Annotated in this window: 12 protein-coding genes; 6 read left to right on the top strand and 6 right to left on the bottom strand. The window is 51.8% G+C overall.

Going from position 1 to position 13418, the window contains the following annotated elements:
- Nucleotides 1–117: 117 nt before the first annotated feature.
- A complete protein-coding gene (locus EG028_RS26930) occupies nt 118–1656 on the bottom strand; it encodes a glycoside hydrolase family 10 protein (protein ID WP_120519387.1) in 1539 nt (512 codons plus the stop codon).
- A gap of 148 nt (nt 1657–1804) precedes the next feature.
- Between EG028_RS26930 and EG028_RS26925 the strand changes: the two genes are divergently transcribed.
- On the top strand, nt 1805–2809 hold the full coding sequence (locus tag EG028_RS26925; RefSeq protein WP_120519386.1) for a DUF3500 domain-containing protein: 1005 nt from the start codon (nt 1805–1807) through the stop codon (nt 2807–2809).
- A gap of 227 nt (nt 2810–3036) precedes the next feature.
- Here EG028_RS26925 and EG028_RS26920 read toward each other — a convergent pair whose 3' ends face one another.
- Nucleotides 3037–3489 (bottom strand): methylglyoxal synthase, encoded by a 453-nt coding sequence (locus EG028_RS26920; protein ID WP_120519385.1) that lies wholly within the window; start codon nt 3487–3489, stop codon nt 3037–3039.
- A gap of 93 nt (nt 3490–3582) precedes the next feature.
- On the opposite strand from EG028_RS26920, the gene EG028_RS26915 reads away from it, so the two are divergent.
- The 4 genes from EG028_RS26915 (at nt 3583) to EG028_RS26900 (ending at nt 7155) form a co-directional block, all read left to right on the top strand.
- Nucleotides 3583–4164, top strand: coding sequence for a NifU family protein (locus EG028_RS26915; protein WP_120519384.1), 582 nt, complete (start codon nt 3583–3585; stop codon nt 4162–4164).
- A gap of 102 nt (nt 4165–4266) precedes the next feature.
- Nucleotides 4267–5934 carry a PNGase F N-terminal domain-containing protein gene (locus EG028_RS26910; protein ID WP_120519383.1) on the top strand — a complete coding sequence of 556 codons (1668 nt, stop codon included), beginning with the start codon at nt 4267–4269 and terminating at the stop codon, nt 5932–5934.
- A gap of 49 nt (nt 5935–5983) precedes the next feature.
- The gene (gene pnuC / locus EG028_RS26905; protein ID WP_120519382.1) at nt 5984–6613 is read left to right on the top strand and encodes a nicotinamide riboside transporter PnuC; all 630 of its coding nucleotides are present in this window, start codon (nt 5984–5986) and stop codon (nt 6611–6613) included.
- Complete coding sequence (locus EG028_RS26900; protein WP_120519381.1) at nt 6610–7155, top strand: AAA family ATPase; 546 nt, start codon at nt 6610–6612, stop codon at nt 7153–7155. The genes pnuC and EG028_RS26900 overlap by 4 nt, the downstream gene beginning before the upstream one ends.
- A gap of 17 nt (nt 7156–7172) precedes the next feature.
- Here the strand turns inward: EG028_RS26900 and mtgA are convergent, their stop codons facing one another.
- The gene (gene mtgA, locus EG028_RS26895) at nt 7173–7880 is read right to left on the bottom strand and encodes a monofunctional biosynthetic peptidoglycan transglycosylase (RefSeq protein ID WP_120519380.1); all 708 of its coding nucleotides are present in this window, start codon (nt 7878–7880) and stop codon (nt 7173–7175) included.
- Between the two features lie 129 nt (nt 7881–8009).
- Here mtgA and EG028_RS26890 point away from each other — a divergent pair, with 129 nt between their 5' ends.
- Entirely contained in the window at nt 8010–8627 is a 618-nt protein-coding gene (locus tag EG028_RS26890) for an L-threonylcarbamoyladenylate synthase (RefSeq protein ID WP_120519379.1), read from the top strand.
- A 74-nt stretch (nt 8628–8701) separates the two neighbouring features.
- On the opposite strand, the gene EG028_RS26885 is transcribed toward EG028_RS26890, so the two are convergent.
- The 3 genes from EG028_RS26885 to polA form a co-directional block, all read right to left on the bottom strand.
- Nucleotides 8702–9853 (bottom strand): C1 family peptidase, encoded by a 1152-nt coding sequence (locus tag EG028_RS26885; RefSeq protein ID WP_120519378.1) that lies wholly within the window; start codon nt 9851–9853, stop codon nt 8702–8704.
- A gap of 59 nt (nt 9854–9912) precedes the next feature.
- Nucleotides 9913–10458, bottom strand: coding sequence for a GNAT family N-acetyltransferase (locus tag EG028_RS26880; protein ID WP_120519377.1), 546 nt, complete (start codon nt 10456–10458; stop codon nt 9913–9915).
- Nucleotides 10459–10579: 121 nt separating this feature from the next.
- Nucleotides 10580–13417 (bottom strand): DNA polymerase I, encoded by a 2838-nt coding sequence (gene polA / locus EG028_RS26875; protein WP_120519376.1) that lies wholly within the window; start codon nt 13415–13417, stop codon nt 10580–10582.
- Nucleotide 13418 lies beyond the last annotated feature (1 nt).

Genomic DNA, 13418 nt, shown 5'->3' with positions numbered 1-13418 from the left:
AATGGCCGTACTTTCATTTGAAATAAATGAAAATTGAACGCCCCCAAAAGCCTCCCGGGGACAAAAAAGCCGGGAGTGATTCCCGGCCTGGTAATAAGTTGTGTAAAACTCTAACTGTCAGGGCTCGAACTCAAATGTGGGCTTGCCATTCACGATTTCCACACGGAGCGGATCGCTGATCATGCTTTCATTTTGCATACGATCAAGAGCCGTAACTATATAAATATATTTCTGCCCTTTAATGTATGTTTTGTCCATATGCATCGGGTCCGTCATCTGCGGCAGGATCGCCAGGATCTTCGTCGGGTCGTTCACATTCACTACTTCCCCTTCCCGGAATTTATACAGCACATATTGTTTGGTCTGGTGCGAGGTATCATTGTCCGCCCAGCGCACTTCCAGCCCCTCGGGCCTTTCAAAGGCATCTATGAAATACGGGGCTTCAGGCGGCGCATTGTCCAGCCAGGGCATGGTGGGCCGCAGCGCGGGATAATGATAAAGGTGGTTCCTGAGCGTGTCCTCAAACCCAAGCGGGTTGCCGTTAAAGGATTTGGAACTGAAATAAACGCTGCCCTGCACAGTGTTGAGCGAGCGGGCGGCGTTGATCTGCCGGCCCATTTCGCGCGGGTCTTTCCAGCCGGCCGTACTGCCAATGCGGTAAGGCGCGTGGCCGATATATACATGCCGGCCATACGCATGTTGCGCCCACCAGGTAACGGCCACTTCATAAGGCACCAGCCTGTGGCCGAACTCCCAGTACAGCTGCGGGGTGAGGTAATCTATCCAGCCGAGGCGCTGCCATTTGATCACATCCGCGTAGAGATCGTCGTAGTTGGTAACGCCCGCGCGGGTGGCGGAGCCGTCCGGATCCTGGTCACGGTTGCGCCATACGCCGAAGGGGCTGATGCCGAACTTCACCCAGGGTTTTTCGGCCTTGATGGTGGAGCTGAGCATTTGTATAATGGTGTCCACGTTGAAACGGCGCCATTCGTCCAGGTAGCGGCCCTTGCCGTAGAGGCGGTAGGAGCCGGCGTCTGGAAAGTCGCGGCCTGGAATGCGGTAGGGGTAAAAGTAATCGTCGAAATGAATGGCGTCTATGTCGTATCGTTTCACCACATCGCGGATCACATCTGTTACATAGTTGCGCACTTCGGGAATGCCGGGGTCGAAGTATTTTTTATCCCCGTAAGTGAGGAACCACTGGGGTTTGGTACGGGTGATATGATTGGGCGCGATGCTGCTGGAGCGGGTATTTGCCACGGCGCGGTAGGGATTGAACCATGCGTGAAATTCCATTCCGCGTTTATGCGTTTCCGTGATCATGAACTCCAGCGGATCGTAGTATGGAATGGGCGGCTGGCCCTGCCTGCCGGTGAGGTATTCGCTCCAGGGCTCATAAGGAGAAGGATAAAAAGCATCGGCAGCCGGCCTTACCTGGAACACGATGGCGTTCATCCCGTTCCGCTGGTGCTGATCCAGCAGCGCGATAAACTCGCGTTTCTGCTCATCGGCGCTCAATCCCTTGCGGGACGGCCAGTCTATATTTTCGATCGTCGCGATCCAGACGGCCCGCAGTTCCCGCTTGGGCGGTTGCTGCGCGAGTGTTTGCTGAACCAGGCCAAAGAGTAATAATCCTGCCAATAAGTGCTTCACCATTTCCTGATACTTTAAAAACCGTAAACTGCGAAAATAGAATTCCAAAGAGCAAATCCCAAATAGGAATTGTACGAAACGGCCGGGAAAGATTTGTACTTTAACATTACAATTCCTCAAAGAGTTGTGCTTACCCTAAGATTCCACGCACATGCATAAGATTCTCCTGATCATATTATTTACAGTTGTGTGTTGCAAGGCGCCCGCTCAGACCGCTGAAAAAGCCGCACAGCAATTCCTCCGCACGCTGGATAAAGAATTGCTTGCCAAAACGCAATTCAGCTGGGATGACGAAGAGCGGTACAACTGGCATTTTGTACCCCGCGCCAGGAAAGGGCTTCCCTTAAAAGAAATGAACGAAACCCAGCGCACGGCAGCTTATGCACTGCTGAAACGCTGCATGAGCAACAACGGTTATACCAAAGCCACCGCCATCGTGCAGCTGGAATATGTATTGCGCGCGCTGGAAGGCCGGGGAGAAAACGATGATTACCGCGATGCGGGCAAATATTACTTTTCCGTCTTTGGCGATCCCGCTGCGGGAAAACCCTGGGGCTGGCGGGTGGAAGGGCATCATCTTTCGCTGAACTTCTCCGCGCTGGAAAACAAATGGATGACCGGCAGCCCGATGTTTATGGGCTCCAACCCGGCCATTGTGCCGGACGGCCCGAAGAAAGGGCAGCAGATACTAAAGGAAGAAGCCGATCTGGCCTTTGAACTGCTGGACAGCCTGAATGAACAACAGCTGAAAGAGGCCGTGATCGCTGAAAAGGCCCCGGCGGACATCATCACGAGCAACAAAAGAAAGGCCTGGCTGCAGGACCCTCCGGGCCTCGGGTATGCCAAACTGAACCCCGGCGAGCAAAGACAGCTGAAAATGCTCATCGCCCTTTACGTGGACCGCTATACCAAACTGATGGCCGAAGTGATGTGGAAAGAAATGGAAAATGCAGGCTGGGAGAACGTACATTTTGCCTGGGCCGGGGGCCGGAAGTGGGGCATTGGTCATTATTACCGCATCCAGGGCCCGACTTTCGTGATAGAATACGACAATACCCAAAACAACGCGAACCACGTACATACCACCTTCCGCGACCTGAAAAACGATTTCGGGGAAGATATGCTGAAAGAACACTATAAGAGTGCCCACCGGTAGAAACTGGTGGTATTTTCGCTGTGCTCTCCTATATCTTGCCTATAACGATCGTATATCGATCCTATATGCTTCGTATATGCTCATGCTTTTGGGTAAAATACTATCAGATTTGATTAAAAAGCGACAGGATAAGGGCAGCTTTGCAGAAAAACATCTCCCCGGCCGGTTTGAACCAGCCCCTTTTTCATAGGCCTTATGTGGAATTCAGACGGGAAAAAGACCGGGGGTTATACTTTCCGGCCGAGGTACTGGCTGTAATCCGGCAGGATTACGGTGTACTCCTGGTGCATCAGCGGTGAGGTCATGAGGAAGTCCGCGGAGGCCCGGTTGCTGGCCATCGGGATGTTCCATACCACGCCCAGCCGCAGCAGGGCTTTGATGTCCGGGTCATGGGGCAATGCCTCCATAGGGTCCCAGAAAAAGATGATCACATCAATACGCCCTTCAGCAACAGCCGCACCGATCTGTTGATCCCCGCCCAACGGCCCGCTCAGCAGTTTCCTGACTGATACGTCCAGGGACTCTTCGATCAACTTCCCGGTTGTACCCGTTGCCCACAGTTCATGCCGTGTGAGCACCGTTTTGTTGTAAATGGCCCACTCCAGTAATTCCGCTTTTTTATGGTCATGTGCAATCAGCGCAATCCTTTTGCGGGCATGAAGGGATTTAGTGTGTTTCATGCTGCAAAAATAGCCGGCTTTCCCAACACTACAAGATTAACCGCCCGAACTATCGCCATTTTTTGTTAATTTTGCAGGAGAAAATTGTATATAATGATTAAAACAGGAAATCCCATTATCAGTATCTATACGGAAATGACGCCGAACCCGGAAACGATGAAGTTTGTGGTGAACAAGCTTCTCTATCCGAATAAATCTATCGATTTCCCGGATGCTGCCAGCACCACACCATCCCCCCTGGCCGCAGAACTGTTTACTTTCCCCTTTATCAGGGGCGTGTTCATCTGCAGCAACTTTGTGACGCTTACTAAAACCAACGATACAGACTGGGCGGATGTGATCCCCACGATCAAACAGTTCCTGAAGGAATACCTGGAGGACAACCGCGCAGTGATCAACGAAGACGATATCGTGTCCACCCCCGTGTTCAGCGGCGACGAAAGCGACGTTGTACAAAGGATCAAAGAATTACTCGAAAACTACGTGAAACCCGCGGTAGAAATGGACGGCGGCGCCATCCAGTTCAAAGATTACAACGAAGGCGTTGTAACCGTTATGCTGCAGGGCTCATGTTCAGGCTGCCCCTCTTCCATGATCACGCTCAAAGCCGGCATCGAAGGCATGATGAAGCGTATGATCCCCGAAGTGAAAGAAGTGGTAGCTGAAGCGGAATAAGCCATAGTTGAGTGAATGATAGTGTTAGAAGCGCGGCCCCAGGCTGCGCTTTTTTCGTTTATGATTGTTAGCTTTACATCCTGCAATCATTAAAAAATGTCTATGAGAGGGTTTTTAATTGGATGCGCATTGGTAATGACCAGTGCGTCTTTGTTTGCGCAACAGTCTGAAGCGGTGATCACCTATGGCTTTAAGAACAATGGAAAAGAATCGCGCGGAGAGCAAAAGCTGTATATCAAAGGAAAAGAAGTGAGGCTGGCCCCCATGGGCAGGCAAACGGAGCAACAATTCCTCCACTACGGGGAAAAAGCCAGCTACCAGGTGCTGAACAGCAACGGCGAGACCTACACCCTCAAAAAACCTTTCTCCGAATACGTAAAACCGGAACTGATCCCCGGCATAGACACCATTGCCGGCGTCCCCTGTAAAAAAGCAAAAGTCTTCATCCGGTCGAACACCATCGAGGTGTGGTATACCAACGATCTTAAAATAAAAGGCACGCCGGGCATCACCATCGCCCCGGGCCTGGGCCTTGTGCTCAAAACCATCCGCAACGGCAATTCCGAAACCTACGCAAAGCAGATCGAATACAGGACGGTAACCGCCGAAGAGCTGAACTGGCCCGCCAATAAAGGAAAGATCGTGGATGAGCCCACCTATCAGCGCCAGGTGATAGAAAGCCGTTACACCACACTGCCCATCTTTGACCGCGAGCAGATCAGCTGGGGCAACAAGATAGAGAACCCTGCGGGCGAAACGCTGAACGCAACCTACAAATTCGCGGGCGGTACCGTGATCCTGAAAAAAGTAAAACTGCCCGCCATCAAGCCAGGCCAGCGCCTCTTCGCCGAACTGACGCAATACTCCAACGGCGATGCTTATGACCGTACCGGTTCCGTGTTTATGATCCCGACGGACAAAGCCGTTACTTTTCTGAACGGCCTTCAGCAAAGCGCAGCCGTATTGCCGATCACCACCGGCCGTAACGGAAAAAAATACCAGGGCTACGTAACGACAGATAACTACGTGGCGCCGCTGGAACTGATGCGTTTCTTCACACCCTTCGGCGTAAGGCATTTCAACGCACAGGCCCGCATCAAAGGCTACGACTGGGCGGACTCAGCGGTGTATAAACAGGACATCTCCGATCTCTCCCCCCGCCTGCAAGGCGAAGTATGGATCGGTGTCTATATCGGCAACTACGACAAAGGCGGCCACAAAACCAGCCTCAGTTTTAAATATTATCCCGGCTATGACGGCGAGGCCACCGCGGAGAATAAAAAATGGGTGATGCCCGTGTTTAACTCCACGAACCTCATGGAAATGGCCGGCCAGGAATACGCCACCCTCTTCGACCAGGATTCGCTGACCGTAACGGTAGACGTGCCGCAGGGCGTGAAAAACCTCAAACTCCGTTACATCACTACCGGCCACGGCGGCTGGGGCGGCGGGGATGAGTTTAATCCCAAGCTGAACGAGATATTCGCAGACGGCAAAAGGACGTATCACTTTTTCCCATGGAGGGAAGACTGCGCTACTTACCGTTTGTTGAATCCTGCATCCGGTAATTTCGGAAACGGGTTATCTTCATCGGACCTGAGCAGGAGCAACTGGTGCCCCGGCACTTTAACCCTGCCGGTAGACATTCCGCTGCCGGAGCTGACGCCGGGCAGGCATACCTTGCAGGTGGCCATTCCGCTGGGTAAACCGGAGGGCGGTAGCTTCAGTTTCTGGAATGTGTCAGGCGTGCTGATCGGTGACCAGGAATAAAAATCATTCGCGGGGCTGATGAATTTCAGCCCCCGTTTTTTCACCAGATATGGAACAGATCTACCAGGAAGTATTAAAAGGATTTCAGCAGATGACGTTGCTGGAAGGCATCGCCGTACTGTTCGGCGTGATCAGCGTGTTGTGCTCGCGGCAGAACAGTGTATGGGTGTATCCTACAGGGCTTGTCAGCACGGGCATTTACACGTATATGCTGGCGCAGGTGCATTTTAAATTGTACGCCGAAGCCGCGCTGAACGCTTATTATTTTATCATGAGCGTATATGGCTGGTACTATTGGAGCCGTAATACAAAAAGCGCCGGCGATCATGTGGGCATATCCGCTGTAAACCGGCGTGAGCTTGGTACCGCGGTAGCTATTGTAGTAATAGGGTGGAGTATTATTTATTTCCTGCTTCGCAGGTTCTCAGACTCCGACGTTCCTATCCTGGACGCATTTGTATCCGCAACGGCCTGTAGCGGTATGTGGCTGCTGGCGAAAAGGAAGATCGAAAACTGGATATTCCTCAACATCTCCAACTTTGTGGCGGTGCCGCTGTTGTTTTACAAACACCTTGCACTGACAGCGCTTTTAACGATATTCCTGTTCATTGTTGCGGTAAACGGTTATTTCCACTGGAGGAAACTCTACCGTCAACAGCTAAACGAAAACAATCCTTGAAACGGATCGTAGTCATAGGCCCTGAATCTACGGGCAAAAGCACATTGAGCGAGCAGCTCGCCGCGCATTTCAATACAGAATGGGTGCGGGAATATGCGCGCGAATACCTGGAGAACCTTAGCATCATAAGGCCTTACGAACAAGGCGACCTGCTTACGATCGCAAAAGGCCAGCTGGAACAGGAAGACAACACCGCTTCCCGGGCAAACGGGCTCATCTTTTGCGATACGGACCTGCAGGTGATCAAAGTATGGAGCGAAGCCAAATACGGGGAATGCGACCCGCGCATCCTCGAAATGATCGCGGCGCGGCAGTATGATCTTTACCTGCTTACCTACATAGATATTCCCTGGACGGATGATCCGCTCCGGGAACATCCCCATCCTTCAGAAAGAGAATATTTCTACAACATTTACCGGGATATTGTAGTGAATTCCGGCATTCCCTGGGCGGACATCCGGGGGGATTATGAGCAGCGCCTGAAAACCGCCGTGGAGGCGGTTGAACATATGTTAAACCCGGCAATGGAATCAGGGAAATAATACAAACAGTATTAAGATCATTTTATCAGTGCCGCCACATCCGGGTCAGGCGCGAGATTGCGCATCTGCACCAGTATTTTCCGCTGGCGGATGGCAGTAATGCGCGCGGGAGGATTCACGGTGTATCTCACCGGGTTTGGCAGGCAGGCCGCTATCATGGCGGCTTCTTCCCGGTTGAGGGCGGCGGCGGGTTTATGATAATTGGCCTGTGCGGCTGCTTCTACACCAAACACGCCTTCGCCCATCTCGGCCACATTCAGGTACATTTCGAGGATGCGTTTTTTGCCCCAGATCTTCTCGATCATAAAAGTAAAGTACACTTCCAGCCCTTTCCGTATATAACTGCGGCCCTGCCAGAGAAATACGTTTTTGGCTACCTGCTGGCTGATAGTGCTGGCGCCACGGATCTTTTTGCTTTTCTGGTTGTGTTTCATCGCCTTTTCGATGGATTTGAAATCAAAGCCGTCGTGGTCGGGAAACAACTGGTCTTCGCTGGAAATGACCGCCAGTTTTACATGCTGGCTCATCTCATCAAAGTTCACATAATCCCGTTTGAAACTTTTGTCCGTGCCCCAAAGGCTGAACCAGCTGCTGATCATGGTGAGGGTGATAGGAGGGTTTACCCAGCGTAACAGGATAATATACAACAGTTGTGCTACGAACAGTATGAGGAAAATTCTTTTAAACAGCCGCCAGGTTCTGGGGACGATACCTTTTAATTTCATCCGGGTAGTTTTCTAAACCGGGCGGAAAGTTAGCAAGATTATTGAATATTATGTTTGCGCATGAATGCGTAATTTCCACCGGCAACATAACAACGGACAAGATTGTTATTATAGTACAAACCAAGGCTCATGAGATTAGAACTGCATCCGCAAAATCCGAACCCGCGAAACCTGAAGACGATCATCGAATGTCTGAAGGATGGCGGGGTGGTGATATACCCGACAGATACCGTGTACGGCATGGGCTGCGACATTTTCAAACACGAAGCCGTGGAAAGGATCGCGCGGATCAAAGGGATAGACGCGAAAAAAGCGCATTTTTCATTTATCTGCTATGATCTCAGCCATCTTACGGACTATACCAAAAGTGTGGACACGCCTTTGTTCCGTATGCTGAAAAAAGCCCTGCCCGGGCCATACACCTTCATTCTGCCTGCCAGCAGGCAGGTGCCGAAAATGCTCAAAACAAAACGTGATACCGTCGGTATCCGCATACCCGATAACCTGATCTGCCGCACACTCGTGAAAGAACTGGGGAATCCCGTAATGAGCACTTCACTGCCCATTGAAGAATATGTGGAAGAATATACAGACCCGGAGATCATCCATGATAAATTCGGCAATCTGGTGGACATCGTGGTGGATGGCGGGCCTGGAGGAATGGTGTTTTCAACGGTAATAGACTGCACCGGCCCGGAGCCTGAACTGGTTAGGGAAGGAGCGGGCAGCTGGGAAGCCATCAGTTAAAAAAGAAGCCGCTCCCTTGCGGAAACAGCTTCTCTGTATAACAATGCCGTTACAAACAGCACATAGGAATTTGTTTATCGGATCCCCATCTTTTTTGCCAACGCGGCCGGGATCGCTTTTTTATTCACCATATAACAGGTGGTCTTATACGCGAAATACGGCATGGAAGCGTAGAAATAACCATTGCAGGGACTTCCCGCGGTTCCCCAGGAATTTTTTACGATAAAGAACTTGTTGCCCTGCTGATCTTTGGCCAGGCCCGTGATGTGCATGCCATGGTCATCCTGCGTTTCGTAATTATCAAAAGCCAGCTGGCGGTTTTCCTGTGTGATGGTTTTTTCTTTAGCGGGCTGGGTGAACAGTGCGTCACGATCTTTGGCTGAATAGTCCGCCCAGTCTTTCTCCGGAACGATGGCCAGGCCGTCTTTGTAGGAAAAACCTTTCTCGCTTACATCCGCCGCCCAGGCAATGGTATACCCGTTCATCACTGCCTGCTCGGCGATCGTGGTGAAGTCGTTCAACGGCACATTGTATACTTTTTCCCAGTTCCAGTTATCCGGTACTTCCAGCACAAACTGCTCGTAGAAAGGGTGGTGATTAAAGGAAGAAACGATTACGTAATCGTCCGCGTTCAGGCCCAGGTCTTTAGCGAAGGACTGCGGGGTGTAAGACTTTCCGTTATACTGGAAATTTTCCGGCGTAGCGCCGATATATGCGTCCAACACACCTTCCAGCGCTTTTTGCCAGTTGGGGTTCACGGTGTTGGATTCGCCGAGTTTTTTGGTCATGCCCTCCATGATGCCCAGCATCTCAGCGTGGTTGTAAGTTTTCTGGCGGTTGCCGTCGTATGCTTCCTGCGGAACGAGGCCGAAATTTTTCAGGCACAGCAGATCGTCCGGGAAGCCGCCGCCTTCGCCAAAGTTGGCTTTGCCATGCATACGCACGTAGTTGGCCGCTTTGAGCGGGTACATCTTGCGCACCACAAACATTTCGCTGAGGTTAAGGTCTTTGCCTTTACCATTGCGAATGAGTTCTGATTCAAAAAAAGAAAGCCCGGAAAAAGACCAGCAGGTACCGGTTTGGCCCTGGTTCTGTACGGCATAGGCGTCAAGGTTCTTCAGTACGGTGAACTGGTATTGGCTGCCTTCCTTGTTAGTCTGGGGAATGGTTTGTGCGGCGGCAGTCATGCTCCACAATACTGCGGCACTCAACAACAATTTCTTCATGCTCTTGCTTTAGTTGGTTTATTAAAGCAGCAAATGTAAGATTCAGGGTTATACGGGCCTCAGGAGGATTGATGAGCGGTATTGGCGGCTTCAAACTGTTCGCGGGTGATCTCCCAGCGCCACAGTTCGCCCGCATCCGTGCCGTTTACGGCTCCGGCGAAATGCATACCTGCTTTTTGTAATACTTTCACGGCGGCGTTATATTCTTCGAGGGTGTGGGCAATCACCTTACTCACATATGTATGGTTGAAAGCAAACCGGATAAGGGTTTCCGCCATTTCCGTAGCGTAGCCCCGCTCCCGGTAGGCAGCAGAAACTTCATATCCGATCTCCACCACGCCGTTCGCATCCGGCCGGCCTTTGAAGCCGCCGGTGCCTATCAGCCGGTTGTCCGCCCGGTGAATGGCCAAATAAAAAAACCAACCCAGCAAATCCGGGTCGTTGCGTAATTTATCGTAAGCCACCAACACCATTTCAGGAAATTCCGTCCATTGTTCCGGTACGTCTGCAAGTAGTATCTGTGCCAATGCTTCATTCCCATGCAGAGCCGCTTCGAAATACTTTAACGTGCAGGGTAACAATTGTAACCTCGAGGTTTGGATCATATATGAAAACTAGTAAACGATTTTCGGAAATGCAAGGGATATGCCAGGAAAGAATTGACAGTTTTTGGGGAACATGTTGGCAGGGGTACTAACGATGTCCCCTGCCATTATTTCAAGTTTGTTAATGAGCTTCTAACCAGTTTTTGCCGGTGCCTATTTCCGCTTCAATGGGTAGCTGATCGGCCAGCTTCGGCATGGCGCGGCGCATACCTTCTATGATCAGGGGTTTGATGGTCTCTACTTCATCCACATGCGCGTCAAACACAAGCTCGTCATGCACCTGAAGGATCATGCGGGAGCGGAAATTATGCTCCTTAAAGGTTTTATGCAGTGAGATCATCGCCAGTTTGATCAGGTCCGCCGCCGTCCCCTGGATGGGCATGTTAATGGCGTTCCGCTCGGCAAAACCGCGTACCACGGCGTTGGAAGAATTGATGTCTTTCAGCCAGCGTTTACGTCCCATCAGGGTTTGCACGTAACCCGTCTGCTGCGCGAATTTCACCTGGGTTTCCATATATTTTTTGATGGAAGGGTATTGCGCAAAGTAGTTATCGATAAGGGCTTTGGCTTCGCTGCGCGGGATGCCCAGGTTTTCGCTGAGGCCAAACGCGCTCTGGCCGTAGATAATGCCGAAGTTCACACTTTTCGCGTTTCGGCGCATATCTGATGTGACATCAGAAAGGTCAACTCCGTAGACTTTTGCAGCAGTGGCAGTGTGAATGTCCAGGTTGCTGCGGAAAGCCCCCATCATATTTTCATCTTCCGAAATAGCGGCGATAATGCGCAGCTCGATCTGGGAATAATCCGCGGAGAGCAGCGTGAACTCCGGGCCGCGCGGCACGAAGGCCTTGCGTACTTCACGGCCCCTTTCCGTACGGATAGGGATGTTCTGAAGGTTCGGGTTGTTTGAGCTGAGGCGCCCTGTAACCGCCACCGCCTGGTTGTAGGAAGTGTGTACGCGGTTCGTGCGGGGGTTGATCATTAACGGGAGGGCATCAACGTAGGTGGACTTCAGCTTGCTCAGCTCCCGGAAAACCAGGATGTTTTCCACGATGGGGTGTTTGCTGGCGAGTTTGGCCAGTACATCTTCTCCCGTGGCATATTGACCGGTGCGGGTCTTCTTGGCCTTCGGGTCCAGCTGGAGCTTTTCGAAGAGCACTTCACCCAGCTGTTTGGGAGAAGCCAGGTTAAAACGCACGCCGGCCTGCTGATACACGCTTTCCTCCGCTTTTTTGATCTCCGTTTCCAGCTCCCTGGAATAGTCGGCCAGCGCCTGCTGGTCTACGGCAATACCTTCGTATTCCATATCGGTGAGCACTTTTACAAGCGGGCTTTCTATATCGTAGAACACATTTTCAACGGAACGTTCTTTCAGCATGGGCTCAAATTTGGATTTGAGCTGAAGCGTGATGTCCGCATCTTCGGCCGCGTATTCTTTGATCTTTTCGATTTCCACGTCGCGCATCGTGCCCTGGCCCTTTCCTTTTTTCCCGATCAGCGTTTCGATGGAAACCGGCGCGTATTGCAGGTATTGGGCACTCAGGAGGTCCATGCTGCGGCGGCCTTCCGGCTCTATGAGGTAGTGGGCCAGCATGGTGTCGAAGAGTTTACCTTTCACTTCTATGCCGTACCATTTCAGCACGATCATATCATATTTTGCGTTCTGCCCGATGAACAGGGCGTCTTCGCGTTCAAATACGGGGCGGAACACTTCGAGGATCGCCAGTACAGCATCCCGTTCCACCGGCAGCGGGATGTACCAGCCTTCCGTGGGTTTGATGGAAAAACTCATGCCCACGATATCCACCGCATTGGCATCTGTACCGGTGGTTTCGGTATCGAAGCTGATGATGGGCTCCTTCATAAGAAGAGCGGCCAGTTCCGCGTGTTTTTCAGGCGTATCGGCGAGCAGGTAGGTGTGCGGGGTATTTTCAATGTTTTTATCGGCGACCAGACCGATGGATTCAATGCCTTCCGCCTGTTGAACGAGGTTGTCCGCTGCGGCGGAAACGGTTTCCACCGGCTGGCCGAAGAGGTCCTGCTGAACGGCTTTTCCAGGCGCGGCTTCTCCGCCGATGGCGTTGAAAGTATCGCCCAGTATACGTTTGCCGAGGGTTTTAAATTCCAGCTCGGAAAATATCTCGCTGAGCTTTTCTTTATTCACTTCGGTGCAGCAATAATCTTCTTCATGGAATTGCACGGGCACATTGGTGATGATGGTGGCGAGTTTTTTAGAGAGGGTGGCGCTTTCGGCGCCTGCGCGTATTTTTTCGCCCATCTTGCCGCTGATCTTGTCCGCGTTGGCAATCACATTTTCCAGGGTGCCCCATTCGGCAAGGAGTTTCATGGCGGTCTTTTCCCCAACGCCGGGGATGCCGGGGATGTTGTCCACCGCATCGCCCATAAGGCCGAGGATGTCCACCACCTGGTCCACGCTTTGAATCTGCCAGCGCTCGCACACTTCCTTCGGCCCCATGATCTCTTCTTTATTGCCGAGTGCGGGCGGTTTCCAGATGAATACATTTTCTTTTACCAGCTGGCCATAATCCTTATCCGGCGTGACCATATACACGGTGTAACCCTGTGCGGCGGCCTGCCAGGCTACGGTACCAATGATATCATCCGCTTCGTAACCATCCACTTCCAGCACAGGAATATTAAACCCTTCGATGATGCGTTTGATGTCCGGCAGGGCGGCCAGGAGGTCTTCCGGGGCGTCTTCACGGTTGGCTTTATAATCCGCGAAATCGGTATGCCTTTCGGTGGGGGCGTGGGTATCAAAGGCCACGGCTATATGCGTGGGTTTTTCTTTATTGAGAAGGTCCAGCAGGGTGGAGGTGAAACCGAACTGCGCGTTGGTGTTCTTGCCTTTGCTGGTGAGCCTTGGGTTCCGGATCAATGCATAATAAGCGCGGTAAATGAGCGCCAGGGCATCTAATAAAAAGAGTTTCTTGTGCATG

Origin of the sequence: Chitinophaga barathri (assembly GCF_003807585.1) — a bacterium.
Taxonomy (GTDB): Bacteria; Bacteroidota; Bacteroidia; order Chitinophagales; family Chitinophagaceae; genus Chitinophaga; species Chitinophaga barathri.
This window is presented reverse-complemented; position numbering and strand designations above follow the sequence as displayed.

Bases quoted from the DNA above. Each gene is read 5' to 3' on its own strand.
- pnuC (WP_120519382.1), top strand. From the start codon at position 5,984: ATGGAACAGATCTACCAGGAAGTATTAAAAGGATTTCAGCAGATGACG.
- EG028_RS26910 (WP_120519383.1), top strand. From the start codon at position 4,267: ATGAGAGGGTTTTTAATTGGATGCGCATTGGTAATGACCAGTGCGTCT.
- mtgA (WP_120519380.1), bottom strand. From the start codon at position 7,880: ATGAAATTAAAAGGTATCGTCCCCAGAACCTGGCGGCTGTTTAAAAGA.
- EG028_RS26885 (WP_120519378.1), bottom strand. From the start codon at position 9,853: ATGAAGAAATTGTTGTTGAGTGCCGCAGTATTGTGGAGCATGACTGCC.
- EG028_RS26880 (WP_120519377.1), bottom strand. From the start codon at position 10,458: ATGATCCAAACCTCGAGGTTACAATTGTTACCCTGCACGTTAAAGTAT.
- EG028_RS26890 (WP_120519379.1), top strand. From the start codon at position 8,010: ATGAGATTAGAACTGCATCCGCAAAATCCGAACCCGCGAAACCTGAAG.
- EG028_RS26920 (WP_120519385.1), bottom strand. From the start codon at position 3,489: ATGAAACACACTAAATCCCTTCATGCCCGCAAAAGGATTGCGCTGATT.
- EG028_RS26915 (WP_120519384.1), top strand. From the start codon at position 3,583: ATGATTAAAACAGGAAATCCCATTATCAGTATCTATACGGAAATGACG.
- EG028_RS26925 (WP_120519386.1), top strand. From the start codon at position 1,805: ATGCATAAGATTCTCCTGATCATATTATTTACAGTTGTGTGTTGCAAG.
- EG028_RS26930 (WP_120519387.1), bottom strand. From the start codon at position 1,656: ATGGTGAAGCACTTATTGGCAGGATTATTACTCTTTGGCCTGGTTCAG.
- polA (WP_120519376.1), bottom strand. From the start codon at position 13,417: ATGCACAAGAAACTCTTTTTATTAGATGCCCTGGCGCTCATTTACCGC.